23 protein-coding genes are annotated in these 24266 nt (G+C 61.7%); 9 read left to right on the plus strand and 14 right to left on the minus strand.

Features of this window, described 5'->3' with window-relative positions:
- Positions 1-64: 64 nt before the first annotated feature.
- Positions 65-2275, minus strand: coding sequence for a heavy metal translocating P-type ATPase (locus tag ACYP2A_RS17475; RefSeq protein ID WP_459746859.1), 2211 nt, complete (start codon positions 2273-2275; stop codon positions 65-67).
- A gap of 86 nt (positions 2276-2361) precedes the next feature.
- On the opposite strand from ACYP2A_RS17475, the gene cadR reads away from it, so the two are divergent.
- The 4 genes from cadR to ACYP2A_RS17495 all read left to right on the plus strand — a co-directional run bounded on the left by cadR (position 2362) and on the right by ACYP2A_RS17495 (position 6617).
- Positions 2362-2808, plus strand: a complete 447-nt coding sequence (gene cadR / locus ACYP2A_RS17480) for a Cd(II)/Pb(II)-responsive transcriptional regulator (RefSeq protein WP_459746860.1) — start codon at positions 2362-2364, stop codon at positions 2806-2808.
- Between the two features lie 73 nt (positions 2809-2881).
- A complete protein-coding gene (locus ACYP2A_RS17485; RefSeq protein WP_459746861.1) occupies positions 2882-3925 on the plus strand; it encodes a LacI family DNA-binding transcriptional regulator in 1044 nt (347 codons plus the stop codon).
- 209 nt (positions 3926-4134) lie between these two features.
- Positions 4135-5427 (plus strand): MFS transporter, encoded by a 1293-nt coding sequence (locus ACYP2A_RS17490; RefSeq protein ID WP_459746935.1) that lies wholly within the window; start codon positions 4135-4137, stop codon positions 5425-5427.
- Between the two features lie 29 nt (positions 5428-5456).
- On the plus strand, positions 5457-6617 hold the full coding sequence (locus tag ACYP2A_RS17495; RefSeq protein WP_459746862.1) for an L-talarate/galactarate dehydratase: 1161 nt from the start codon (positions 5457-5459) through the stop codon (positions 6615-6617).
- 6 nt (positions 6618-6623) lie between these two features.
- On the opposite strand, the gene ACYP2A_RS17500 is transcribed toward ACYP2A_RS17495, so the two are convergent.
- Genes ACYP2A_RS17500 through ACYP2A_RS17510 form a run of 3 tightly spaced genes read right to left on the minus strand, consistent with a single transcriptional unit; the run spans position 6624 to position 8133 of the window.
- Positions 6624-7055, minus strand: coding sequence for a carboxymuconolactone decarboxylase family protein (locus ACYP2A_RS17500; protein ID WP_459746863.1), 432 nt, complete (start codon positions 7053-7055; stop codon positions 6624-6626).
- The gene (locus ACYP2A_RS17505; protein ID WP_459746864.1) at positions 7052-7690 is read right to left on the minus strand and encodes an FMN-dependent NADH-azoreductase; all 639 of its coding nucleotides are present in this window, start codon (positions 7688-7690) and stop codon (positions 7052-7054) included. The genes ACYP2A_RS17500 and ACYP2A_RS17505 overlap by 4 nt, the downstream gene beginning before the upstream one ends.
- Complete coding sequence (locus tag ACYP2A_RS17510) at positions 7687-8133, minus strand: GNAT family N-acetyltransferase (RefSeq protein WP_459746865.1); 447 nt, start codon at positions 8131-8133, stop codon at positions 7687-7689. Before ACYP2A_RS17510 ends, ACYP2A_RS17505 begins: the two co-directional genes overlap by 4 nt.
- Positions 8134-8219: 86 nt before the next feature.
- Between ACYP2A_RS17510 and pdxR the strand changes: the two genes are divergently transcribed.
- Complete coding sequence (pdxR, locus tag ACYP2A_RS17515) at positions 8220-9620, plus strand: MocR-like pyridoxine biosynthesis transcription factor PdxR (protein ID WP_459746866.1); 1401 nt, start codon at positions 8220-8222, stop codon at positions 9618-9620.
- 107 nt (positions 9621-9727) lie between these two features.
- Complete coding sequence (locus tag ACYP2A_RS17520; protein ID WP_459746867.1) at positions 9728-10273, plus strand: PBECR2 nuclease fold domain-containing protein; 546 nt, start codon at positions 9728-9730, stop codon at positions 10271-10273.
- A 212-nt stretch (positions 10274-10485) separates the two neighbouring features.
- On the opposite strand, the gene ACYP2A_RS17525 is transcribed toward ACYP2A_RS17520, so the two are convergent.
- Positions 10486-11457: a thymidylate synthase gene (locus ACYP2A_RS17525; protein ID WP_459746868.1), complete on the minus strand. Its 972-nt coding sequence runs from the start codon at positions 11455-11457 to the stop codon at positions 10486-10488.
- Positions 11458-11508: 51 nt separating this feature from the next.
- Complete coding sequence (lgt, locus tag ACYP2A_RS17530) at positions 11509-12321, minus strand: prolipoprotein diacylglyceryl transferase (RefSeq protein ID WP_459746869.1); 813 nt, start codon at positions 12319-12321, stop codon at positions 11509-11511.
- Between the two features lie 126 nt (positions 12322-12447).
- Here lgt and ACYP2A_RS17535 point away from each other — a divergent pair, with 126 nt between their 5' ends.
- Complete coding sequence (locus tag ACYP2A_RS17535) at positions 12448-13209, plus strand: NRDE family protein (RefSeq protein WP_459746871.1); 762 nt, start codon at positions 12448-12450, stop codon at positions 13207-13209.
- Between the two features lie 273 nt (positions 13210-13482).
- Here ACYP2A_RS17535 and ptsP read toward each other — a convergent pair whose 3' ends face one another.
- Together ptsP and ACYP2A_RS17545 are read right to left on the minus strand one after the other, a co-directional pair.
- Positions 13483-15762 (minus strand): phosphoenolpyruvate--protein phosphotransferase, encoded by a 2280-nt coding sequence (gene ptsP / locus ACYP2A_RS17540; protein WP_459746873.1) that lies wholly within the window; start codon positions 15760-15762, stop codon positions 13483-13485.
- A 21-nt stretch (positions 15763-15783) separates the two neighbouring features.
- On the minus strand, positions 15784-16263 hold the full coding sequence (locus ACYP2A_RS17545) for an RNA pyrophosphohydrolase (RefSeq protein WP_056840452.1): 480 nt from the start codon (positions 16261-16263) through the stop codon (positions 15784-15786).
- 141 nt (positions 16264-16404) lie between these two features.
- Between ACYP2A_RS17545 and ACYP2A_RS17550 the strand changes: the two genes are divergently transcribed.
- Positions 16405-17061, plus strand: coding sequence for a histidinol-phosphatase (locus ACYP2A_RS17550; protein WP_459746874.1), 657 nt, complete (start codon positions 16405-16407; stop codon positions 17059-17061).
- Between the two features lie 9 nt (positions 17062-17070).
- On the opposite strand, the gene ACYP2A_RS17555 is transcribed toward ACYP2A_RS17550, so the two are convergent.
- Both ACYP2A_RS17555 and ilvA read right to left on the minus strand, forming a co-directional pair.
- Complete coding sequence (locus ACYP2A_RS17555) at positions 17071-17484, minus strand: DUF2269 family protein (protein WP_459746875.1); 414 nt, start codon at positions 17482-17484, stop codon at positions 17071-17073.
- A 19-nt stretch (positions 17485-17503) separates the two neighbouring features.
- On the minus strand, positions 17504-19018 hold the full coding sequence (gene ilvA / locus ACYP2A_RS17560) for a threonine ammonia-lyase, biosynthetic (RefSeq protein ID WP_459746876.1): 1515 nt from the start codon (positions 19016-19018) through the stop codon (positions 17504-17506).
- Between the two features lie 144 nt (positions 19019-19162).
- Here ilvA and rpiA point away from each other — a divergent pair, with 144 nt between their 5' ends.
- Positions 19163-19834, plus strand: a complete 672-nt coding sequence (gene rpiA / locus ACYP2A_RS17565; protein ID WP_459746877.1) for a ribose-5-phosphate isomerase RpiA — start codon at positions 19163-19165, stop codon at positions 19832-19834.
- Between the two features lie 142 nt (positions 19835-19976).
- On the opposite strand, the gene ACYP2A_RS17570 is transcribed toward rpiA, so the two are convergent.
- The 4 genes from ACYP2A_RS17570 to ACYP2A_RS17585 form a co-directional block, all read right to left on the minus strand.
- Positions 19977-20882: an SdiA-regulated domain-containing protein gene (locus ACYP2A_RS17570; RefSeq protein WP_459746878.1), complete on the minus strand. Its 906-nt coding sequence runs from the start codon at positions 20880-20882 to the stop codon at positions 19977-19979.
- A 107-nt stretch (positions 20883-20989) separates the two neighbouring features.
- Complete coding sequence (locus ACYP2A_RS17575) at positions 20990-21919, minus strand: SdiA-regulated domain-containing protein (RefSeq protein WP_459746880.1); 930 nt, start codon at positions 21917-21919, stop codon at positions 20990-20992.
- Between the two features lie 175 nt (positions 21920-22094).
- Positions 22095-22760: a fumarylacetoacetate hydrolase family protein gene (locus tag ACYP2A_RS17580; RefSeq protein WP_459746882.1), complete on the minus strand. Its 666-nt coding sequence runs from the start codon at positions 22758-22760 to the stop codon at positions 22095-22097.
- Positions 22761-22789: 29 nt separating this feature from the next.
- Positions 22790-24190, minus strand: coding sequence for an FAD-binding oxidoreductase (locus ACYP2A_RS17585; RefSeq protein WP_459746883.1), 1401 nt, complete (start codon positions 24188-24190; stop codon positions 22790-22792).
- Between the last annotated feature and the right edge of the window lie 76 nt (positions 24191-24266).

Consider the following 24266-nt stretch of genomic DNA (forward strand, 5'->3'; position numbering starts at 1 on the left):
ATAAATGTGTGTTGGCGCTATTCGCTGCTAAAGCAGCTCCTACGGAATTTGTGCGTGCTTTCGGTTACTTTTTGAGCAACCGCAAGCCGTTGAACACCACCAGCAAGCTCACGCCCATGTCGGCGAACACCGCCATCCACATGGTTGCCATGCCGGCAAAGGTAAGGCCCAGAAAGAACAGCTTGGTCACCAGCGCCAAGGCAATGTTCTGCCGCAGCACCGCCGAGGTGTCGCGTGACAGGCGGATAAACGCCGGGATCTTGCGCAGATCGTCGTCCATCAGCGCGACATCGGCGGTTTCGATGGCGGTGTCGGTACCGGCTGCCGCCATCGCGAAGCCGATCTCGGCACGCGCCAGTGCCGGCGCGTCGTTGATGCCGTCACCGACCATGCCGACGCGATGCCCCTGCGCATACAACGCTTCGATCGCTTGCAGCTTGTCGGTCGGCAACAGGTTGCCCTGCGCCTGATCGATGCCGACCTGATCGGCAATCGCCCGGGCGGTGTGCGGGTTGTCGCCGGTCAGCATCAGGGTCTTGATACCCAGCTCATGCAACTGGGCGATGGCTTCACGGCTGCTTTCCTTGACCGTGTCGGCTACCGCAAACAGCGCCAGCGGGCCACTGTCATCGAGCAACAGCACCACACTCTTGCCCTGGCTTTCCAGGGCATCGAGCCGTGCTTCAAGCTCGACCGAACACAGACCCAGTTCTTCGACCAGCCGATGGTTGCCCAAGTGATAGCGACGCCCGTCGATATCGCCGGCCACGCCACGCCCGCCCAGCGCTTCAAAGTTCTCCACAGCCAGCACCGTTTGTTGCGGATCGGCGGCCTGGGCGATGGCGCGGGAAACCGGGTGATCGGAGCGTGATGCCAGGCTGACAGCAATCGCCTGCGCGTTGACCAACCCCTCTTTCAACGCCACAACGTCAGTCTGCACCGGCTTGCCGTGGGTCAGCGTGCCGGTCTTGTCCAGCGCCAGGTAATCAATCTGGCGGCCCATTTCCAGGTACACGCCGCCCTTGATCAGAATGCCCTTGCGCGCCGCTGCCGCCAGGCCGCTGACGATGCTCACCGGCGTTGAAATCACCAGCGCACACGGGCACGCCACCACCAGCAGCACCAGCGCCCGGTAGACCCAGTCGAACCAGGCGCCGCCGAAGAACAGTGGCGCAATCAGGGCCACGGCCAGGGCGGTGATGAACACCGCTGGCGTGTAGTAGCGCGAAAACTGATCGACGAAACGCTGGGTCGGCGCCCGCGCGCCTTGCGCCTGTTCCACGGCATGGATGATGCGCGCCAAGGTAGACTGGCCGGCGGCGGCGCTGACCCGGTACTCCAGTGAACCGGCCTGATTGATGGTGCCGGCGAACACCTTGTCGCCTACAGACTTCTCAACCGGCAGACTTTCGCCGGTAATCGGCGCCTGATCGACGCTGGACTGGCCATTGATGACTTCACCGTCCAGTGCAATCCGCTCACCGGGCCGTACCCGTACCACCGCCTCCAGCGCAACGGCCTTGACCGGCTGCTCCAGCCAGCTACCGTCGGCCTGGCGCACCGTGGCCACTTCAGGGGTCAGTTGCATCAGGCCGCTGATTGCATTGCGCGCGCGGTCCAGCGAGCGGGCTTCGATCAGTTCGGCCACAGTGAACAGGAACATCACCATCGCCGCTTCCGGCCATTGGCCGATCAAGACGGCGCCGGTTACTGCGATGCTCATCAGCGCATTGATATTGAGGTTGAGGTTCTTCAGGGCGATCCAGCCCTTTTTGTAGGTGCCCAGGCCACAACTGAGGATCGACACCAACGCCAGTGCCATCACCAGCCATTCGGGGCCGGCGGTGAAGTGCACGACTTCGGCGCCCAGCGCGGTCAGGCCAGACAGGGTCAGCAGCTTCCAGCCGCTTTTTTTCTCAGGCACCGGCGGCGCCTCGTCGCCCTCCTCAAGCGGTTGCGCCTGCATGCCCAGCGAATCGATGGCTTCAACAATCGGTGCGGTGTCAGGCAGCGCATGCCAGACCCCCAGGCGCCGTTGCAGCAGGTTGAACTCCAGACGCTGCACGCCGGCCAGCTTGCCGAGGCGGTTCTGGATCAGGGTCTGTTCAGTAGGGCAATCCATCTGCTCGATGCGAAATTCACTCAGGCGTGCCTGACCGTCGTCGCCGCTCAACGTCACTACAGCAGGCGCGGCTTCGGCATGCGAACCGCAGCAACTGTGGGCATGGTGGTCATGAGCATCCTGCTTGGGTGTAAGACGAGTGAACTGGCTCATTGAATCGGCTCCTGCGAATCGAGATGTTGCCAAGTACACACCCTGTAGCCACTATAGGGTCAAGCATTCATACCGGAGTTGTTTCCATGAAGATTGGTGAGCTGGCCAGATTGACCGACACCCAGGTCGAAACCGTGCGTTATTACGAGCGCGAAAAACTGCTGCCGGCCCCCCATCGCAGCGACGGCAATTACCGGCTCTACACCCAGGCCCATGTCGAGCGCCTGACGTTTATCCGCAATTGCCGCAGCCTGGACATGACCCTGGAGGAAATCCGTCGCCTGCTGAACCTGCGCGACAGCCCGCAGGACCAGTGCGAAAGCGTCAACGCCCTGATCGACGAACACATCGCTCATGTCGATGCCCGGGTCGCCAGCCTGCAAGCCCTGCAAGGCCAGTTGCGTGAGTTACGCCTGCGTTGCGGCGACAACGGCGCGGACCACTGCGCGATTCTTGAGCGGCTGGAAGTCACCGGCGCTGTGACAGCGCCCGAAGGCGAGCCGTCGCACGTGGGCCGCAGCCACGGCCACTGAATGAACCCGGCAGCGGGCGCGTGATACATTTGCGCCCCGCCGCACCGCACTGCCCCTTATTCCCGGACCTCTCATGCCGAAAAAACCTGCCAAGGCAGACCCGTCACAGCCCGGTCAAAAAGCCACCCACCTGACCCTGATCGATGTCGCCAAGGTCGCCGGCGTTTCGCCAATCACGGTGTCGCGGGCCTTGAGCCGTCCGGAACTGGTCACCGAGCAGACCCGGCTGAAGGTCATGGAAGCGGTACGCAAGACCGGGTATGTGTCGAACATGCTGGCCGGCAGCCTGGCGAGCAATAAAAGCCGGCTGGTGGCGATTTTCGTGCCGACCATCGCCAACTCGATCTTCGCTGACACGGTACAAGCCCTGATGGACCGCCTGACCGACGCCGGTTATCAAACCTTGCTGGGCCTGACCGGCTATTCGCCCGAGCAGGAAGAGAAACTGCTGGAAGCCATTCTCGGCCGCCGCCCGGACGGCATCGTGCTGACCGGCACCCTGCACACCGAAGCCAGCCGCCTGCGCCTGGCGCAGTCGGGGATTCCGGTGGTCGAGTCCTGGGACCTGGCCGATGATCCGCTGGACATGCTGGTCGGCTTTTCCCACGAGCAGGTCGGCCAGGCCGTGGCCCGGCACTTGCTGGCCAAAAATTACCGGCGCTTTTCGGTGATCACCCTCGCCGACCCGCGCGGCTTGCGGCGCTGTAACAGCCTGATCGCTGAACTCGCCAGCCACAGCATCGATGAGGTGCCGGTGCAAATCATGACCCCGCCCGCCACGCTCAAGACCGGCCGCGATGGTTTGTGCCAGTTGCTCGATCAGGGCGTGCAGCCTGAGGTGGTGGTGTGCAGCTCCGACACCATCGCCCAGGGCGTCCTGGCCGAAGCTGCCAGCCGTGGTCTGCGGGTGCCGCAGGATCTGGCGGTGATGGGCTTTGGCGACCTGAGCAGCGCAGCGCAGGTGTATCCGGCCCTTTCCACGGTGCGGGTGGACGGCCGGATGATCGGAGAACACATCGCCAAGGCGCTGCTAAATCGCTTCAATTCTGCCGACAACTTCTTCGATCCAGTTCGCATCGACAGCGGATTCAGCCTTATCGACCGTCAGACCACCTAAGCCGAAATGGGTCAGGGCGACAAACGGCCGCTTGAATGATTGCGCAATCATAGTATGCTCGGGCCATCAGAGTCCTCGGCAGAACACCGTGCTCTGATTTTTTTCCGAGCAAAATGATTGCGCAATCAAATCACAATAAGGAAAACAAAAACGTGACCTCACCCACTGCGTCCGCCGCCAGGACCAATGTGCGCTACCTGATCCTGGCCATGATTTTTATCGTCACCGTGTTCAACTATGTCGACCGCGCCACGCTGTCCATCGCCGCCCCGGCCATGCGCGCAGACCTGGGCTTCGATGCGCTGACCATGGGCATCGCCTTCTCGGCGTTCGGCTGGGCCTACACCAGCATGCAGATTCCGGGCGGCATCATTCTCGACCGCTACGGCTCGCGACTGGTACTGGGCGTAAGCCTGATCGTCTGGTCGACGCTGACCTTCCTGCAGGGTTACGTCGACCTGTTCAGCTCGGCGTTCGTGGCGTTGTTCGTGTTGCGCTTTCTGATGGGCATGGCCGAGTCGCCGGCCTTTCCGGCCAATAACCGGCTGACGGTGATGTGGTTTCCGCGCAACGAGCGTGGCCTGGCCACGGCGATCTTTCAGTCGGCGCAGTACTTTGCCCTGGCAGCGTTCACCCCGCTGATGGTTTTGCTGCTGAACAGTTTCGGCTGGCAGCATGTGTTCTTCTGGACCGGTGCGGCGGGCATTCTGGTCGGCCTGTTGTGGTTCAAGATGGTCCACGAGCCGCGCAAGGACAAGCGCGTCAATGCCGCCGAAATCGAGTACATCGAAGCCGGGGGCGGCATGCCCAATATCGGCGACACCAAGACCCCGTTCAGTTGGCAGCGCGCCCGTGCCATCGGTGGCAATCGCATGATGCTGGGCATTTACCTGGGCCAGTTCTGCCTGACCTCGATCACCTGGTTCTTCCTCACCTGGTTCCCGACCTATCTGGTCGAGGCCAAGGGCATGACCATGCTCAAGGTCGGCCTGGTTGCGGCGATTCCACCGCTGGCCGGCTTTATCGGCGGCATGGTCGGCGGCGTGTGGTCCGACTGGATGCTCAAGAAAGGCTTCAGCCTGACCGCTGCGCGCAAGACCCCGATCATCTGCGGCCTGCTGCTGTCCAGCTCCATTGTGGTGGCCAACTACACCCAGTCGGTGGTGCTGGTGATTGCGGTGATGTCCCTCGCCTTCTTCGCCAAGGGCGTCGGCAACCTGGGCTGGTGCATCGTCGGCGATGTCTCGCCCAAACAGGCCATGGGCATCAGCGGCGCGATGTTCAATTTCTGCGGCAACATCGCCAGCATCGTCACCCCCATCGCCATCGGCGTACTGGTCAGCCAGGGCTCTTTCGACTGGGCACTGATCTACGTCTCGGCCATGGGCCTGCTGGGCGCCTTTGCCTATCTGTTTATCGTCGGCCCGCTCAAGCGCATGGAATTCGATGAAGCCACGGGGCTGGCCAGCCAGTCGACCGAATCGGCGGCCCTCAAGCACTAAAAGTTATCCACATTCGTCAGGAGAACGTCATGACCCTACAACAACAGAACACGCCATCCGCCGACCACGACCGCATTGCCTGGATCAAGGTGTCGTCGGTATTTCTGCCGCTGGCCAACCCGATCAGCGACGCCAAGGTGCTGACCGGCCGGCAAAAGCCGATGACCGAAATCGCCATGCTGTTCGTCGAGATCCAGACCACCGACGGTCACAGCGGTCTGGGTTTCAGCTACTCGAAACGTGCCGGCGGCCCCGGCCAGTTTGCCCACGCCCAGGAAATCGCCCCGGCACTGATCGGCGAAAACCCCAGCGACATCGCCAAGCTGTGGACAAAACTCTGCTGGGCCGGCGCCTCGGTGGGCCGCAGCGGCTTGTCGACCCAGGCCATCGGCGCCTTCGACGTCGCGTTGTGGGACCTGAAAGCCAAGCGCGCCAACCTGTCGCTGGCGCGCCTGCTGGGCGCACAGCGTGATTCGGTGCGCTGCTACAACACCTCGGGCGGCTTTTTGCACACGCCGCTCGATCAACTGATGAAGAACACCGACCTGTCGCGGGAAAAGGGCATCGGCGGCATCAAGCTCAAGGTCGGTCAGCCTGATTGTGCTGTGGATATCCAGCGCGTCAGCACGGTGCGCAAACACCTTGGGGATAACTTTCCGTTGATGGTCGACGCCAACCAGCAGTGGGACCGCCCCACCGCACAGCGCATGTGCCGGCAATTCGAAGCCTACAACCTGGTGTGGATCGAAGAGCCGCTGGACTGCTACGACGCCGAGGGCCACGCCGCCCTGGCGCAGCAATTCGACACGCCGATCGCCACCGGCGAAATGCTCACCAGCGTCGCCGAGCATGCCGAGTTCATTCGCCTGCGCGGCGCCGACTACCTGATGCCGGATGCACCCAGGGTCGGCGGTATCACACCGTTCCTGAAAGTGGCGGCCATGGCCGAACAGGCCGGGGTGATGATGGCCCCGCACTTTGCCATGGAACTGCACGTGCACCTGGCCGCGACGTACCCGACCGAGCCGTGGGTGGAGCATTTCGAGTGGCTGGAGCCGCTGTTCAACGAACGCCTGGAAACCCGCGAAGGCCGTATGCTGGTGCCGACCCGCCCAGGCCTGGGCCTGTCGCTGAGCGAGCAGGTCAAGGCCTGGACCGCGCAAACGGTCGAGATCGGCAAGCGGCCGTAATGCTCGTCAAAGCTTCATACCCACCGCCAGCCGGTTGAAGGCATTCATCAGCGACACGGCCAGGGTCAGGTCGCTGATTTCAGCATTGGAAAAGTGTGCCTGCAACGGTTCGTACAGCTCATCGGGCGCGCCTTTGTCGCTGACATGCGTCAGCGTTTCGGCCCAGGCCAGGGCCGCACGCTCACGCGCATCGAACAGTTCGCTGATGCGCCAGCCGGCCAGGCAATCGAGCTTTTCCTGCGGCACTTCGCATTCGCGCAGGGTTTGCGAATGCTTGCCCAGGCAGAATGCGCAGCCATTGATTTGCGAGACGCGCAAGAACACCAGTTCCAGCAGCGGCAGGCCGAGCGGGCCTTCGGTCAGCGCCTTGTTGGTGGCCAGCAGGCCTTGATAGGCAGCGGGCGACAGGGACGGAAATGGCAGTCTGAGTTGGCTCATGATGAAGCTCCTGTAGGCAAACAGATAAGGTCACGAAGCAGCGGCTCCAGCGCCAGCCGTGCGCGCGCATCGCTGAGTGCGCGGTCGACGGCTGTATCGCCGAAGACCAGGCCTTGTAGATAGCTGAAGTGCAGGTCGAACAAGCCAAGGGTATTGAGTACGTGGCGCAGGTAGGACGTCAGAAAGTCCGGCTGCCGCGCCCGCTCGCCCTGATGAAAACCGCCGGAGCCGACCAGCACATACACCGGCCGATCACGCAGCAAACCAGTCTTGCCTTCGGCACCGGCGCTGAAGGTGCGGTGGATGCGCAGCACATAATCGATCCACAGCTTGAGCGCCGCTGGCACAGTGAAGTTGTGCATCGGCGTGGCGATCAACAGCACATCGCTGCTTTCCAGCTCACGAACCAGTTGCTCGGACATCTCGAACACCGGCGCCTCGAATGGCGTGACGGTGGTCAGGGCGCGGGCGTAATCGAGGTTCAGCGGCGGCAATGGCTGCGCGCCCAGATCACGTTCGATCAACTCAAGACCCGGTTGCTGCTGGCGCAAAGTGGCGACCAGCTCCAGTGCCAGACACTGGGCATGGGACGCCTGGCCTTGCGGGCTGGCATTGATCAGCAGGACCTTGTTCATGCCGTGCTCCCTGTGGATAACCGTTCAGTGAAGTGCATGCCATGGGCCAGCAGGCCCTGACGAAAATAGAAACGCTGGGCCAATGGCATGTGCAGGCCGGTGTCCAGCACCAAGTGCTCGCAACCGCGCTGCCGGGCCTGTTCGCGCACGGCATTGAGCAACTGTGCGCCCAGGCCACTGCGTTGCAGGCCGGGGCTGATCACCAGGTCGTCGACATAGATAAAGCGGCCATACAGCAGGTTTTCCAGTTCGCGGTAGCCGGCCAGGCCGACGACGCGCTCACCGTCGCGCACGGCCAGCAAGCGATAACCCTGTTCGGCCTGACGCAGCAGTTGTGCGGTGTAAGCCTCGACACTGGGCAGATTCGGGCGCAGCACGCGCATCAGTTCGAAACTGGCCGCCAGGTCTTGCCGGTTGTCGAGGTGCAGGAAGGTGTAGGACATAAGGTGGTCCGCCGTGAACAGATGGCTCACTTTAGGCCGCCAATGACCTAAGCTACAGGGCCAAAAAATGCATAAATGACCAGGCCATGTTGATCCCCTTCGAGCTTGACCGCGACCAGCCGGCGCCGATGTATCGCCAGCTTTACCAGCGCTTTCGCGAATCCATTGCCGATGGCCGCCTGCGTCCCGGCGACCGGGTGCCGGCCGTGCGCGCCCTGGCGGCGGAACTGAACCTGTCGCGCGGCACCGTGGAGGCGGCTTATCAGTTGCTGATCGGCGAAGGGTATCTGCTCGCTCGCGGCGCCGCCGGCACCATTGTCACGCCGCAATTACCGGCCGTTGCTGCACAGGTGCCGGTCGTGCGCAGCGTTGCCGAGACCTTCGCGTCCAGCCATCGCGGCACGCTGCCGAACGCCTTGCAGATGGGCCTGCCGGCGCTGGATGCCTTTCCGCGCAAGCTCTGGACCCGACTGGCCGGGCGTCAGTTGCGCCAGGCCGGGCTTGAAGGGCTGGTGTATCCCGACCCGCAAGGTTATGCGCCACTACGTGCAGCGATTGCGACTTATCTGGGGATTTCTCGCGGGATCACCTGCCGGGCCGAACAGGTCTTCGTCTGCGCCGGTTATCGTGCCTGCCTGGACTTGATCGGCCACACGCTGCTGCAACCCGGTGACCACTGCTGGCTGGAGGAGCCCGGCTATTTCATGGCCAGAAATGCCCTGCTGGAGGCCGGCGCGCAGCTGGTGCCGGTGCCGGTGGATGGACAGGGCCTGGACGTCGAGCAAGGCATCCGGCGCGCCCCGTACGCCCGCTTTGCCGTGGTCACCCCCACCCACCAGAGCCCGCTGGGCGTGTCGCTGTCATTGCCACGCCGGCTGGCGCTACTGGACTGGGCCACGCGCAATAACAGCTGGATCATCGAAGACGACTACGACAGCGAATACCGCTATCAGGGCAAACCGCTGCCCGCGCTCAAGAGCCTCGACCAGCAGGGCCGCGTGCTCTACACCGGGACCTTCAGCAAGGTGCTGTTCCCCGGCCTGCGCCTGGCCTATCTGGTAGTGCCCGCCGAACAGAGTCACGCCTTCGCCCGCCAGGCCGACCGGCTGCACAACCATTGCCCGCAGCTGCTACAGGCCACTGTCACAGCCTTTCTTAACGAAGGGCATTTTGCCCGGCACCTGAACAAGATGCGCAACCTGTATGCGCGAAGGCGTCAGTGGCTGGTCGAGGCGCTGCAACAGGCGTTCGGCGAACGCTTGCAGATCAACCCGCAGGCTGGCGGCATGCATGTGCTGGCCGGAATGGTCGAGGGTGACGACATTGAATTCACCCGCCGCGCCAAGGCGCTGGGGATATCGATAGAGCCGCTGTCGCAGTGGTATCTGGGGGATACGCGCCGACAGGGGCTGGTGATGGGGTTTACCAATGTGGCCAGTGCCGAACAGGCGTCGGAGGTGGCACAGCGATTGGTGGCGATTGAGTAAGCCAAATACAGCTCCGTGCAACCGAGATGCAATCGAACCTCATGCGAGTCGAGGCTCATCAAATCGATGATATTCTTGCCCCCTTATAAATTATTGAAAGTCGATCTATGACCATGGAAGTCATCAGGGTCAGGGAAGCATCAGGACAAACCATGTGGTTTGATCCGGATTTGCCGGATCTACGTTATCTCGCACGCGAGCTACGATCACCTGCCATAGAAGAACTACAACGGGCTGACGATGCACAAGGGGCATTGCTGATCCTGCTTGAGCATTTCGGCATGACAGATCCAGTGCTCGCCGCTGTTACGATTACGACGCCCACTGGCCCCGTGCTGGTTCCACGTACCAGCCTGCCGCACATCATTGAGAAACGACCTGATTCACGTGAGCGATACGTGCGCCATGCCATAGACTCGCTGAGCGGGCCGCTGGAAGTGTGGAAAGTGGCCTATACCAACGGCGGCTATCGCCTAGCGTTCATCAACGCCTATGAGGCAAAGAACGATATGTTGGTTATCGTCGACATCCAGGGCGATCACATCCTTTGGAATTTCATGCATGGTCCCTCAAAAACGATGAATCGTCATCGTCAGGGAGAACTGCTGTATCGCCGTTACGAAATTGAGGGCAAAGAAAAAGGGCAGCTATGAGGCTGCCCTTAAAGGTTTTGAATCCTGATATTAGCATCCTCAGGAAATGGGATGAGAGGTCTCACCACCACCGATTTTGCAGAATCGCCGGGGTACCTACGTCAGTCATTACCCTGCAAGGTCACTGATTTCGCGCTCTGCCATCATTTTTGAGCAAAGCTGCCAAGTGCGTCAACCACTTATTACGTTAATCAACGCATATTTATTCCAATTTAGACCGCCATCGGCGCGGTCAGTGGCGCGTGGTGCTGATAGCCCTCAAGGCTGAAGTCCGACGGCTCGATCAGTTCCAGCCACTCCGGCTGGTAAACACCGGTCTTGGCAAACTCTGGCACGCGATCTGAAATCACCAGTTTCGGCGACGGGTACGGCTCGCGGGTCATCTGTTCGTTGAGCATGTCCAGGTGGTTTTCATACACATGGGCATCGCCGATGAAGTAGGTGAACCAGCGTGGCGTGTAGCCGGTCAGGCGGCCGATCAGGCTCAGCAAGGCGGCGCCTTCGGTGAGGTTGAAGGGTGTGCCCAGGCCCAGGTCGTTGGAACGGATGTACAAGGTCAGGGAAATTTCCCGGGTCTGCGGGTTGGGGTGCAGCTGGTACAGCAGGTGGCACGGCGGCAGGGCCATTTCGTCGAGCTGGGCGCAGTTCCAGCCGTGGAACAGAATACGGCGGCTGCCGGGGTCGTTGATGATGGTGTCGACGCACTGGCGAATCTGGTCGATGGCCTTGTACAGCACCACAAAGGCCTGGCCGTCTTCTTCGGACTCGGCGATCTGCCGGTAGCCCTGAGCCAGGGTGCGCTCGATGGCGGCCTGGTTGCTGGCCGGGATGCGTTTGTACGCCGGCCACTTGCGCCATTGCACGCCGTAGATCTCGCCCAGGTCATCTTCGCCCTGACGGAACGGGTTGTTCAGCCACTGGGCGTTTTCGTTGGCGTTCTGGTCCCAGACCTTGCAGCCCAGCGCGCGAAACTCGGCCGCGTTGTTGACCCCGCGCAGAAAGCCGACCATCTCGCCGATGGCCGATTTGAACGCCATGCGCCGGGTGGTGATAGCCGGAAAGCCTTCCTGCAGGTCGTAGCGCAGCATGGCGCCGGGGAAACTGATGGTGTTCACCCCGGTGCGGTTGGCCTGCAAGGTTCCGTGCTTGATCACATGGGCGACCAGTTCCAGATATTGCTTCATAAATCACCTGCTTCGTTGAACGCGCCGGGCTTGTGGCCCGGCGTTTCAGAATTAAGCCGCTGCCTTGTTGGCGACCGGCGCGCGTTTGTAGGCCAGCCAGATCAGCGCCAGACCCGCAATGATCATCGGCAGGCTGAGAATCTGGCCCATGGTGACCCAGCCCCAGGCCAGGTAACCCAGTTGCGCATCGGGCACCCGCACGAATTCGACGATAAAGCGGAAGATGCCGTAAAACAGCGCAAACATCCCGGACACGGCCATGGTCGGACGCGGTTTACGTGCGAACAGGTTGAGGATGATGAACAGCGCCACGCCTTCCAGTGCGAACTGATACAGCTGCGAAGGATGCCGCGCCAGTTGCGACGGGTCGCTGAACGGCGGGAAGACCATCGCCCAGGGCACATCGCTCGGCTTGCCCCACAGTTCGGCGTTGATGAAGTTACCGATGCGGCCCGCACCCAGGCCGATCGGCACCAGCGGGGCAACAAAGTCCATGATCTGGAAGAAGCTCTTGCCGTTGCGCCGGCCGAACCACCAGGCGGCGAGCATTACGCCGACAAAGCCACCGTGGAAGGCCATACCGCCCTTCCAGACTTCAAAGATCAGCAACGGGTTGGCCAGATAAGCGGCCAGGTCGTAGAACAATACATAGCCCAGGCGTCCACCGACGATGACGCCCATGGCCAGCCAGAAGATCAGGTCGGAGAGTTTTTCTTTGGTCCAGGTCGGATCAAAGCTGTTCAAACGGCGCGAGGCCAGCCACCAGGCGCCTCCGATACCGACCAGATACATCAGGCCGTACCAGTGAATTTGCAGCGGGCCGAGGGAAACCGCTACCGGGTCAATCTGCGGGTAAGGCAGCATTGCGACTCCTTAATGGGATGCCTGTACGGCAACGTGATCAGCGGCGCATGTTACCGGAGCGGGGCGTGGCGCTCTAGCCGCGACTGACCGAAGATAGGCAGAGTTCATGTTCTAAAGGAGTACCCCATGTGTCTGATCGTGTTCGCCTGGCGCCCTGGGCACCCGCAGCCATTGATCGTAGCGGCCAATCGTGACGAATTTTATGCCCGCCCGTCACAGGCCCTGGCGCAGTGGCCGGATGCACCACAGGTGTATGCCGGGCGCGATCTTGAGGCCGGTGGCACCTGGCTGGGGGTGACGGCCAGCGGGCGCTTTGCGGCGCTGACCAATATTCGTGACCCTGCACAATCGCCGGGGTCGCGTTCGCGGGGTGAACTGGTAGCGGCCTTTCTGGCCGGCGAGCAGTCGCCTGAAGCGTATATGAGCGAGGTGGCAGAGCGTGCGCAGCAATACACTGGCTTCAACCTGCTGCTGGGCGTTCCGGGTGCGCTGTATTACCTGAGTTCGCGTGAAGCGCTGCCGAGGCGTCTTGCAGAAGGCGTCTATGGATTATCCAACGCCGGCCTCGATACACCCTGGCCGAAACTGCGCAGGGCCCGCACTGCATTGGCGGCGCAGATCATTGACCCGCAGCCGCTGGCATTGCTGGAACTGTTGAGCGATGGCGAGCAGGCAGCGGTTGGCGAGTTGCCCGATACCGGCGTGGGCCTGACGACCGAGACGTTGTTATCGAGTGTGTTCATTGCCAGCGCAAATTACGGCACGCGGGCCAGCACGGCGCTGATTGTCGAGGCTGGCGGGCGCCAACGGATGATCGAGCGCAGTTTCGGGGTAAACGGTGTGCCGTTGGGCGAGGTTGTGTTGGATATTCGAGATTTTCGCGGTTAAAACCGCTCCTACGGATTGATGTCGATCAGTTAAGGACAACACGGTCCCGTAGGAGGCAGCTCTGCTGGCGATTGAGCGCAAAGCGCTCACAGAAATCGTCGAAATGCTGCAAATCTACGACTGCTGCGCAGCCGATCGCGGCTAAAGCCGCTCCTACGGCAAGTGATGTTTGCTGCGCGACAGCGCGGCGCCAAGTCGGCGAGTGATCTCCCACGGATGCACACGTCGTAGGGGCGGCCGGGCGGCAATCCGCTTTAACCACGAAGACGCAAATCAATGCCCTTTCACAGACCCCGGATTGAGCATGCGCGCCAGCCCCAGGTTGCGCAGGGCCAGTTGCAGCGAGCTGCTGATGACTTGCGGGTTGTCGTTGGTCATCAACTGGGCGAGCAAATCCTTAGCCATGCTCAGTTTGACCTGACGCAGCATCCACTTCACTTTCGGCAGGTTGGTGGCGTTCATCGACAGGCTGTCGAAGCCCATCGCCATCAATAGCACGGCAGCGGCCGGGTCGCCGGCCATTTCGCCACAAATGCTGATCGGCTTGCCTTCGGCATGCGCATCGCGCACCACGCTTTGCAGGGCTTGCAGCACGGCCGGGTGCAGATAGTCATACAGGTCGGCAACCCGCGGGTTGTTGCGGTCGACCGCCAGCAGGTATTGGGTCAGGTCGTTGGAGCCCACCGACAAAAAGTCCACCTGGCGGGCCAGGTCGCGGGCCTGATAGACCGCTGCCGGGACTTCGATCATGACGCCGACCGGCGGCATCGGCACATCGGCGCCTTCGTCGCGCACTTCGCCCCAGGCACGGTGGATCAGGTGCAAGGCCTCTTCGACCTCGTGGGTGCTGGAGATCATCGGCAGCAGGATGCGCAGGTTATTCAGGCCTTCGCTGGCCTTGAGCATGGCGCGGGTCTGGACCAGGAAGATTTCCGGGTGGTCGAGGGTCACGCGAATGCCGCGCCAGCCCAGGAACGGGTTTTCTTCCTTGATCGGGAAATAAGACAGCGCCTTGTCACCGCCGATGTCGAGGCTGCGCATGGTCACCGGCAACGGGTGGAAGGCAGATAACTGTTCGCGGTAGATGGCCAGCTGTTCCTTTTCACTGGGGAAGCGCTGGTTGATCATGAACGGCACTTCAGTGCGGTACAGCCCGACCCCCTCGGCACCACGCTGCTGGGCGCGGGCCACGTCGGCCAGCAGGCCGGTGTTGACCCACATCGGCATGCGATGGCCGTCCAGCGTGACACACGGCAGTTCGCGCAGGGCATCGAGGTCCTGGGACAGCTGGCGCTCTTCTTCGACCACCACGCTGAACTGCTTGCGCAGGATCTCGCTGGGGTTGGTGTAGACCTCGCCATGATGGCCATCGACGATCAGTTCGATGCCATCGACCTTCGAATACGGGAAATCGACCAGGCCCATGACCGTGGGAATGCCCATGGCGCGGGCCAGGATCGCCACGTGGGAGTTGCCCGAACCCATCACCGACACCAGGCCGACCAGCTTGCCCTCGGGCACTTCGCCGAGCATGACAGGCGACAGTTCTTCGCTAACCAGAATGGTGTTGTCGGGGTAGACCAGGGTTTGCTGCCGGGCCTCTTGCAGGTAGGCCAGCAGGCGGCGGCCCAGGTCCTTGACGTCCGAGGCGCGCTCGCGCAGATAGGCGTCGTCCATCAGTTCGAAACGGTTGACGTGTTCGGTGACCACCGAGCGCAATGCGCCCTGCGCCCATTGGCCGGTCTTGATCACGTTGGTGACTTCGCTGCCCAGCGCCGCATCGTCGAGCATCATCAGGTAGACGTCGAACAGGGCACGTTCTTCGGGGCGCAGCTGGGTGGCGAGCTTCTTGGACAGGTTGCGCATGTCGTTGCGCACACCTTCGAGCGCGTTCTGGAACAGCGCCAGCTCTGCGTCGATATCGGTCACGGTCTTGTCCGGGACCACCTCAAGGTCGGCCGGCGGCAGCATGACCACCGCCACGCCCACGGCAGCGCCAGGGGAGCCGGCGACGCCGACGAACTTGGCTTCCTGGATACCCTTGCCCTGGCGCCCCAGGCCGCGAATGGAGCCGGTTGCTTCGGCGTGGGCAATAACCCCCGCCAGCTGGGCGCTCATGGTCACCAGGAAGGCTTCTTCGCCTTCGTCGAACTGGCGGCGCTCTTTCTGCTGGATGACCAGTACGCCGACCACGCGGCGGTGGTGGATGATCGGGGTACCGAGGAAGGAGGCGTAGCGTTCTTCACCGGTTTCGGCGAAGTAGCGATAACGCGGGTGCGTGGCGGCGTCTTCGAGGTTCAGGGGTTCTTCGCGGGTACCGACCAGGCCGACCAGACCCTCGTTGGGGGCCATGCTGACCTTGCCGATCGAACGCTTGTTGAGGCCTTCGGAGGCCATCAGCACAAAGCGGTTGGTATCGGGGTCAAGCAGGTAGACCGAGCAGACCTGGCTGCCCATGGCCTCCTTGACACGCAACACAATAATGCCCAACGCCGCCTTGAGATCCTTGGCGGAGTTAACTTCCTGGACGATCTTGCGTAGCGTATTGAGCATGGCTCGGGGTCGAACTCCGTGTCAGTCACGCGCCATCAGGCGCGGGGCAAGCTCTTTAAGGGCGCGTCTGTAAACCTCGCGCTTGAATGTCACCACCTGACCCAACGGGTACCAATAGCTGACCCAACGCCAGCCATCGAACTCCGGTTTGCCGGTCAAATCCATCCGCACCCGTTGCTCGTTGGAGATCAGGCGCAGGAGAAACCATTTCTGCTTTTGGCCGATGCACAACGGCTGGCTGTGCGTACGCACCAGGCGTTGCGGCAGACGGTAACGCAACCAGCCCCGGGTACAGGCAAGTATCTGCACGTCCTGGCGCTCAAGACCGACTTCTTCATTCAATTCACGGTACAGCGCGTCTTCCGGCGTTTCCTGAGGGTTGATGCCCCCCTGCGGAAACTGCCAGGCATCTTGGTTGATACGCCGAGCCCACAGGACCTGACCAGAATCGTTTGTCAGAATAATCCCGACATTAGGACGGAAACCATCGGGGTCGATCACGGCAACAACCTCGCAAACGCATGTTGACGCATTGTTCCACAAAGCCCGGTAAACCAGCAACGAGGCTTGTCACCTTATATGCAGTCATGTGAAAAGCTCGTACGCTTGCGCTCTTTTTCAATCTTTTCAGTGAGTAACTGCATGCGCCTGGCCCTGTTCGACCTCGACAACACCCTGCTGGGCGGCGACAGCGATCACGCCTGGGGGGATTACCTGTGCCAGCGCGGCATTCTCGACAGCGTGACCTACAAGGCACGCAACGATGAGTTCTATCAGGATTACCTGGCCGGCACCCTGAACCTGACCGATTACCTGAATTTCAGCCTGGAGATTCTGGGCCGCACCGACATGGCTCAACTGGCGCAATGGCATGACGAGTTCATGCGCGACTGTATCGAACCGATCATCCTGCCCAAGGCGCTGGCGCTGATTGCCAGACATCGCCAGGCCGGCGACAAGCTGGTGGTGATCACCGCCACCAACCGTTTTGTTACCGCACCGATCGTCGAGCGTCTGGGCATCGAAACCTTGCTGGCCACCGAATGCGAAATGCTCGATGGCCGCTACACCGGGCGCACCACCGGCATCCCGTGCTTTCGCGAAGGCAAGGTCACTCGCTTGAATCTATGGCTCGAAGAAAATGCCCACAGTCTGCAAGGCAGCTATTTCTATAGCGACTCGCTCAACGACTTGCCGTTGCTGGAGCAGGTCGACCACCCGGTGGCCGTCGACCCGGACCCGAAACTGCGCGCCGAAGCTGAGCAACGCGGCTGGCCGGTGATCAGCCTGCGCGATTGATTTCAGGCTTCAGCCCGGCCGGACCACCAGCAATACCGCCATCGCGACAAAGCACAGCCCCGCCACGGCGGCCAGCACCTGACTGAAGCGGGCACGGCCAACTGGCGCGAACAGGCGCACCACCAGCCAGGCCCAGGCCGCCAGCCCCAGGGTGTACAGCACGCTGCTGGACAGAATCCAGGTCTGGCCCAGCGACAGCCCCAACTCATGAACCAGCCGCCCGCCGCTGAACGGCAGCACCGCCAGACAGACCGCCATCGCCACCCAGACCCAGCGTTGCGGGCGCTGCAGCAGACGGCTGTGGTTCACCTTGTCGCCTGCGCGCTGGCCCTTGACCAGCCAGGCCGCAAGGCCGATGCCACTGAGCAACAGCGCCAGCAAGGCTGCGATGTGCAAGGTTTTGAGTGCGATGACAAGGTTCATGGTGACGCCCCTTCTGGCCTCAGCCCAAAAACAGACGATACGCCGGATTCTGCGTCTCGTCCCAATGCGGGTAACCGATTTCGTCCAGCGCCTGGCCGACCAGGTGACGCTCTTCTTCCGGCACCACCAGCCCGGCCACCACTCGCGCATCGGCCGCGCCGTGGTTGCGGTAGTGGAACATCGAAATGGTCCAGCGCCCGCCGAGCTTATTGAGGAAATTGAACAGCGCGCCCGGCCGCTCCGGGAACTCGAAACGCAGCACCAGCTCATCGCTGACCCGCTCCGAATGGCCGCCGACCATGTGTCGGATATGCAGCTTGGCCAGTTCGTTATCGGTCAGATCAACCACCGGAAAGCCTTGTTCGGTCAGACTGGCGATCAGGGCGTTGCGCGGATCGCGCTCGGGGTGGGTCTGTACGCCGACGAAAATGTGCGCTTCGCGATCGGTGTGGTAGCGGTAGTTGAACTCGGTGATCTGCCGTTTACCGATGGCCTCGCAGAAGGCCTTGAAGCTGCCCGGCCGCTCGGGGATGGTCACCGCGATGATGGCTTCGCGGCCTTCGCCCAGCTCGGCGCGCTCGGCGACATGGCGCAAACGGTCGAAGTTGACGTTGGCACCGGAATCGATGGCAACAAAGGTCTGACCCTGAACGCCGCGCTGCTCGACGTATTTCTTGATGCCGGCCACACCCAAGGCGCCGGCAGGTTCGGTGATCGAGCGGGTATCGTCGTAGATATCCTTGATCGCGGCGCAGATCTCGTCGCTGCTGACGGTGATCACTTCGTCGACATAATGGCGGCAGACTTCGAAGGTGTGATGGCCAATCTGCGTCACCGCCACGCCATCGGCAAACAGCCCGACCTGACTGAGCACCACGCGCTCGCCGGCTGCCATGGCGGCTTGCAGGCAGTTGGAGTCGTCCGGCTCGACGCCGATGACCTTGACGTCCGGGCGCAGGTATTTGACGTAGGCAGCAATGCCGGCGATCAGGCCGCCACCGCCGACCGGAACAAAGATCGCATCCAGCGGACCCTGGTGCTGGCGCAGGATTTCCATCGCCACCGTGCCCTGGCCGGCGATGGTGTCGGGGTCGTCATAGGGATGGATATAAACCAGGCCCTGCTCGTCGACCAGTTTCAGCGAATGCGCCAGCGCTTCGGGGAAAGAGTCGCCATGCAGCACTACCTGCGCACCGCGCGAACGCACGCCTTCGACCTTGATCTCTGGCGTGGTCTTGGGCATCACGATAGTGGCCTTGATGCCCAGCTCGCGGGCGGCCAGCGCCAGGCCTTGGGCATGGTTGCCGGCAGAAGCCGTGACCACGCCACGTGCCAGTTCCTCGGCCGTCAATTGTGCCAGCTTGTTGTACGCGCCCCGAATCTTGAAGGAGAACACCGGTTGCAGGTCTTCGCGCTTGAGCAGCACCTGATTGCCCAGGCGCTCGGACAACTGGCGGGCGCTCTGCAACGGGGTTTCGATGGCCACGTCGTAGACGCGAGAGGTGAGGATCTTCTTGACGTACTGTTCAAGCATCGTGGCGACATCACTGGCGGAGGGGGCAAGGGCCGAAAGTCTAACCCGCTGTCCGATGCACGACCATACGAATGACAAGGCTTTAGCCGTGAGTCGCCGCTATAATGGCCGCCCTTTTGTATCCCCCGGCACCGTGGAGCCCGCATGACTCAGGATCAACTCAAACAGGCCGTCGCCCAGGCCGCTGTCGACTTCATCCTTCCAAAGCTCGACGACAAGAGCATCGTGGGCGTCGGCACCGGCTCCACCGCCAACTGCTTCATCGATGCCCTGGCCCAACACAAAGGCGCCTTCGACGGCGCAGTCGCCAGCTCCGAAGCCACTGCTGCACGCCTGAAAGGCCATGGCATTCCGGTCTATGAACTCAACACCGTCAGCGACCTGGAGTTCTATGTCGACGGCGCCGACGAAAGCGACGAGCACCTGAACCTGATCAAAGGCGGTGGCGCTGCCCTGACCCGCGAGAAGATCGTTGCCGCCGTGGCCAAGACCTTCATCTGCATCGCCGACGGCAGCAAACTGGTGCCGGTACTGGGCGCGTTCCCGTTGCCGGTCGAAGTCATCCCCATGGCCCGCAGCCATGTCGCCCGCGAACTGGTAAAACTGGGCGGCGACCCGGTCTACCGTGAAGGCGTGCTGACCGACAACGGCAACATCATCCTCGACGTACACAACCTGAGCATCACCAACCCGGTGGAGCTGGAAAGCCAGATCAACGCCATCGTCGGCGTGGTCACCAACGGCCTGTTCGCGGCACGTCCTGCCGACCTGTTGCTGCTGGGCACGGCTGAAGGGGTTAAAACGCTGACGCGTTGATCGCACAGTATCCGAGGCCAAAGCTGGCCCCTGTAGGACCGGCCGGGCGGCGTTCCGCTTTAGTCGGTAACGGTGGCGCTGCGGTTCCCGACTGAAGTCGGTCCTACGGTACTACGGACATCGGGGCCATCCTGTTTTTTGCTCAAGGCCGCTTGAACACATAAAACAGGTTCGGCTCGCTCACCAGATACAGCACCCCGTCGTCATCCATGGCGATACCTTCGGCCTGGGGCACGGTTTTGCTCAGGCCCATCTGGCCTTTTTTCAGCGAGGCGCTGCCCACCGGGCGGCCTTCGGTGTCCAGTTCGAGGATTTGCCGGGACTCGTCGGACAGCGCCAGCAGGTGGCCGCTGCGTTCATCGAATTGCAGGCTCGACAGGTCGCGCACGAAGATGCCGGCATCGCGCTTGCGGTTGGAGATCACCTCCAGGGCATTGGGGGTATCGCTGTTGACCTTCGGAAAGCCGTGCACCTCGATGATCTGCACCGGGTCGCGCTCCTTGGCGACAAACAGGCGCTTGCCCCTGGTGTCGTAGGCCAGCCCTTCGAAGCCCTTGTTGTTGCCGGCATTGAAGTTCAACGTCAGTTGTTCGGCGTTGGCCGCATCGAGCCGCTGGGTGGTGTCGTCGATGTGCACCTGAATCAGCCGCTGGCGGCGCTCGTCGCTGATCACGTAGACCCCGCGACTGATGTATTCCACCGCCTCGGCATCGCCAAAGCCGACCAGCTCGATGCGCCGCAGGATGCGCCCGTCCAGGCTCAGTTCGACCATTTCGGTGTTCTGGTTGGTAACGGTGAACAGGCTTTTGCGATCCGGGTCGTAGCTCAGTGCCGAGACATCGTCTTCCAGCCCTTCGATAACCTGGCCTTCGATGACCACCCGATAATCATCCAGGCCGATGGCAGACGCCGATTGGCTCTGCCAGAACAGTGTCCAGTTGAAGGCGGCACGTTCGACCAGGCGAAACTCGCGAGCGGCGAAATACAGCAGGGCAAGCGACAGCAGTACAACGACAACCAACAGTTGCAGACGAATAAAACGACGCATTCCAGCAGCTCGACACAGGACGGGAGGGCAGCATTAATACCACGCCAATCTGAAGCCAGGCTTAACAATAGCCTTGTGCCATCCCCGTATGAGCAATAAAGAGGCTTTTACTTCTTTTCGAATGCATAGAAAAGGTTGGGTTCGCTGACCATGTACAGCGTGCCCTTCTCATCCATCGCCACGCCTTCGGCCCGCGGAATGGTGTCTTTCAGGCCGTTCACGCCGCCCAGCAGGGTCATGAAGCTGACCTGCCCGCCCTTCTCGTCCACTTCAAGCAACAGGTGCGAATCGGCCGACAGGGCCAGCATGTGCCCGGTACGCGGATCGACCGCCAGCGCCGACAGGTTGCGCATGTCCAGCGCGTCGCTATCGAGGGCCTTTTTCTCGCCCTTGAGCAGCTCGCTGCCGTCGCCGCTCCAGGCAAACAGTTTGGCCGGACGCTCTTCGCCAAGCAGCAATTGCTGGCGCTTCGGGTCCCAGGCAACGCCCTCGAAGCCCTTGTTCTTGTTTGCCGAGGCGCCCAGATCGTATTGACGGGCGTCGGTGATGTGCAGTTGGGTGGTTTGCGCCGTGACCTTGATGATGCTCAGGTTGTGCTGGCGCTCATCGGTGATCGCGATCAGGCCGTCGTTAAGCACCGTCACGCCTTCAGGGTTGCTCCAGCCCAGCAGCGGAATCTTGCGCAGTACATCGCCGGTCAGGCTCAGTTCGACCAGAAACGGATTCTTGCCCATAACCGCGAACAGCGTGCGGGTTTGCGGGTTGTAGGCGATGTCGCTGGCCTCGTCGTCGGCCATGCCCGGCAGGACCTTGGCGTCGATAGTCGCCTTATAGTCGGGCAACCAGACGCTGGCGCTGCGCTCAGCCTTGCTTTCAAACGTTTCCTGCACCAGCAACAGGGCACGATCGTCCCAGTGCATGGCGAATGCCAGGCCATAACCTGCCGCCAGCACCAGTGCCAGCCAGGTGGAGCGGCGCTTTATCCACGGCCGCGAGGGCACAGACAATGCAGGCAGGGTTTGAGAAGGAATGGCCATGTGCACGCTCCTGATCAGGATAGGACAACTTACAGTCGATACCCCGATCCATGGGGCAGGCCAGAATTATCCGGATCAGTTGTGAAAAAAATGCAGTAACCAGAAATAGTTCCCTGCAAAAAGCAAAAAACCGCCCGGTGGTCGGCCTGGGCGGCTTCAGTCAACAGTGCCGGAATCAGCGCACGGTGCTTTCGTAGCGTGCCTGGCCGATCAGTTCCAGGGCGATGCGGTCACCGACTTCGAACGGGCCGACGCCAGCGGGCGTGCCGGTCATGATGATGTCGCCGGCCTGCAACGAGAAGTTGGCCGCCATGTGCTGCAACATCGGCACGATCGGGTTGAGCATCAGGCTGCTGTTGCCGTCCTGCACCACCTTGTCGTTGATGGTCAGGCGAATACCGATGTCGGTCAGGTCCGGGAAGGTGTCTGCCGAAACGAACGGGGCAATCACCGCCGCACCGTCGAAGCACTTGGCCAGTTCCCACGGCAGGCCTTTCTCGCGCAGTTTGGTCTGCACATCGCGCAGGGTCAGGTCCAGGCCCGGTGCAAAGCCGCTGATGGCGTCCAGCACTTCTTCGACAGACGGGTTCTTGCTCAGCGATTTGCCCAGCAGTACCACGATTTCGGCTTCGTAGTGCACGCTGCCACGGTCGGTAGGAATGCTGAAGCTGTCTTCCAGCGGCACGACGCTGCTGCCGGGCTTCATGAACAGCAACGGCTCGGTCGGTACCGGGTTGCCCAGTTCCTTGGCGTGTTCGGCGTAGTTGCGGCCGATGCAGACCACTTTGCCCAGAGGGAAGTGAATATTCGTTCCGTCGACATATTTATGCTGGTAGCTCATGGGGGCTCCTGAGGTCTGGTGAGAGGCCTTCACCCTTGAAGGGCGAAGATTTTGCCGGGGTTCATGATGCCGTTGGGGTCGAACACCGCCTTGACGGCTTTCATGTACTCGATTTCGGCCGGCGAGCGACTGTACGCCAGATAATCGCGCTTGGTCATCCCCACGCCATGCTCGGCGGAAATCGAACCGTTGTACTTCTGCACGATCTCGAACACCCAGGTATTGACCTTGGCACAGGTTTCGAAAAACACCGCGTTATCCATGTGCTCAGGCTTGAGGATGTTCAGGTGCAGGTTGCCATCGCCGATGTGGCCGTACCACAGCACCTCGAAGTCGGGATAGTGTTCGGCGACGATGGCGTCGATTTCAGCCAGAAAGGCCGGCACCTTCGCTACGGTGACCGAGATATCGTTCTTGTACGGGGTGAAGTGCGAGATGGTCTCGGAGATGTATTCGCGCAGCTTCCACAGGTTGCGCAGTTGCTGCTCGCTCTGGCTCATGACGCCGTCGAGCACCCAGCCCTGCTCGACGCAATGCTCGAACGTGGCCAGCGCCTGGTTGGCAATGTCTTCATTGGCCGCTTCGAACTCCAGCAAGGCATAGAACGGACAGGCCGTGTCGAACGGCGCCGGCACATCGCCACGGGCCAGCACCTTGCCCATCGACGAATGAGAAAAGAACTCGAAGGCGGTCAGGTCCAGCTTGCTGTGGAAAGCATGCAGCACCGGCATGATCGACGCAAAGTCGGCTGCGCCCAGCACCATGGCGGTCAGGTTTTTCGGCGCCCGGTCCAGGCGCATGGTGGCTTCGACGACAAAGCCCAGCGTGCCTTCAGCGCCGATGAACAGATGGCGCAGGTCGTAGCCGGTGGCGTTCTTGAGCAAGTCTTTGTTCAGTTCCAGCAAGTCGCCCTTGCCGGTCACCACTTTCAGACCGGCGACCCAATTGCGGGTCATGCCGTAGCGAATGACCTTGATTCCGCCGGCATTGGTACCGATATTGCCGCCAATCTGGCTGGAACCGGACGAGGCGAAGTCGACCGGGTAATACAAACCGTTTTCGGCGGCCAGATCCTGCAACTGCCGGGTGATGACGCCCGGCTGGCAGACCACGGTGCGGTCGGTGAGGTTGATGTCGAGCACCTGGTTCATGGCATCGAACGACACCACCAGTTCGCCGTGAGCCGCGACGGCCGCGGCCGACAGCCCGGTGCGCCCGCCCGAAGGCACCAGCGCCACACGCCGCTCATTGGCCCAGCGCACGATGGCCTGAACATGCTCGACGGTTTTCGGCAAGACGATTGCCAGAGGGGCCGCAGTGTACTGCTTGGTCCAGTCCTTGCCGTAGGTTTCAAGGGAGGCGGGGTCGGTAAGGACTTTGGCGGGCGCGACAAGCGCCGCCAGTTCATCGATCAGGGCACGCTGGGTCATCACTCAACTCTCGCAGATTTCATGGGAATCCTGAGAACCATTCACGTTGTGGAATGGGGTTTCGCGGGGTCGTTAT

It is taken from the genome of Pseudomonas sp. 3A(2025) (genome assembly GCF_054589175.1).

Bases quoted from the DNA above. Each gene is read 5' to 3' on its own strand.
- ACYP2A_RS17475 (WP_459746859.1), bottom strand. From the start codon at position 2,275: ATGAGCCAGTTCACTCGTCTTACACCCAAGCAGGATGCTCATGACCAC.
- cadR (WP_459746860.1), top strand. From the start codon at position 2,362: ATGAAGATTGGTGAGCTGGCCAGATTGACCGACACCCAGGTCGAAACC.
- ACYP2A_RS17485 (WP_459746861.1), top strand. From the start codon at position 2,882: ATGCCGAAAAAACCTGCCAAGGCAGACCCGTCACAGCCCGGTCAAAAA.
- ACYP2A_RS17490 (WP_459746935.1), top strand. From the start codon at position 4,135: ATGATTTTTATCGTCACCGTGTTCAACTATGTCGACCGCGCCACGCTG.
- ACYP2A_RS17495 (WP_459746862.1), top strand. From the start codon at position 5,457: ATGACCCTACAACAACAGAACACGCCATCCGCCGACCACGACCGCATT.
- ACYP2A_RS17500 (WP_459746863.1), bottom strand. From the start codon at position 7,055: ATGAGCCAACTCAGACTGCCATTTCCGTCCCTGTCGCCCGCTGCCTAT.
- ACYP2A_RS17505 (WP_459746864.1), bottom strand. From the start codon at position 7,690: ATGAACAAGGTCCTGCTGATCAATGCCAGCCCGCAAGGCCAGGCGTCC.
- ACYP2A_RS17510 (WP_459746865.1), bottom strand. From the start codon at position 8,133: ATGTCCTACACCTTCCTGCACCTCGACAACCGGCAAGACCTGGCGGCC.
- pdxR (WP_459746866.1), top strand. From the start codon at position 8,220: ATGTTGATCCCCTTCGAGCTTGACCGCGACCAGCCGGCGCCGATGTAT.
- ACYP2A_RS17520 (WP_459746867.1), top strand. From the start codon at position 9,728: ATGACCATGGAAGTCATCAGGGTCAGGGAAGCATCAGGACAAACCATG.
- ACYP2A_RS17525 (WP_459746868.1), bottom strand. From the start codon at position 11,457: ATGAAGCAATATCTGGAACTGGTCGCCCATGTGATCAAGCACGGAACC.
- lgt (WP_459746869.1), bottom strand. From the start codon at position 12,321: ATGCTGCCTTACCCGCAGATTGACCCGGTAGCGGTTTCCCTCGGCCCG.
- ACYP2A_RS17535 (WP_459746871.1), top strand. From the start codon at position 12,448: ATGTGTCTGATCGTGTTCGCCTGGCGCCCTGGGCACCCGCAGCCATTG.
- ptsP (WP_459746873.1), bottom strand. From the start codon at position 15,762: ATGCTCAATACGCTACGCAAGATCGTCCAGGAAGTTAACTCCGCCAAG.
- ACYP2A_RS17550 (WP_459746874.1), top strand. From the start codon at position 16,405: ATGCGCCTGGCCCTGTTCGACCTCGACAACACCCTGCTGGGCGGCGAC.
- ACYP2A_RS17555 (WP_459746875.1), bottom strand. From the start codon at position 17,484: ATGAACCTTGTCATCGCACTCAAAACCTTGCACATCGCAGCCTTGCTG.
- ilvA (WP_459746876.1), bottom strand. From the start codon at position 19,018: ATGCTTGAACAGTACGTCAAGAAGATCCTCACCTCTCGCGTCTACGAC.
- rpiA (WP_459746877.1), top strand. From the start codon at position 19,163: ATGACTCAGGATCAACTCAAACAGGCCGTCGCCCAGGCCGCTGTCGAC.
- ACYP2A_RS17570 (WP_459746878.1), bottom strand. From the start codon at position 20,882: ATGCGTCGTTTTATTCGTCTGCAACTGTTGGTTGTCGTTGTACTGCTG.
- ACYP2A_RS17575 (WP_459746880.1), bottom strand. From the start codon at position 21,919: ATGGCCATTCCTTCTCAAACCCTGCCTGCATTGTCTGTGCCCTCGCGG.
- ACYP2A_RS17580 (WP_459746882.1), bottom strand. From the start codon at position 22,760: ATGAGCTACCAGCATAAATATGTCGACGGAACGAATATTCACTTCCCT.
- ACYP2A_RS17585 (WP_459746883.1), bottom strand. From the start codon at position 24,190: ATGACCCAGCGTGCCCTGATCGATGAACTGGCGGCGCTTGTCGCGCCC.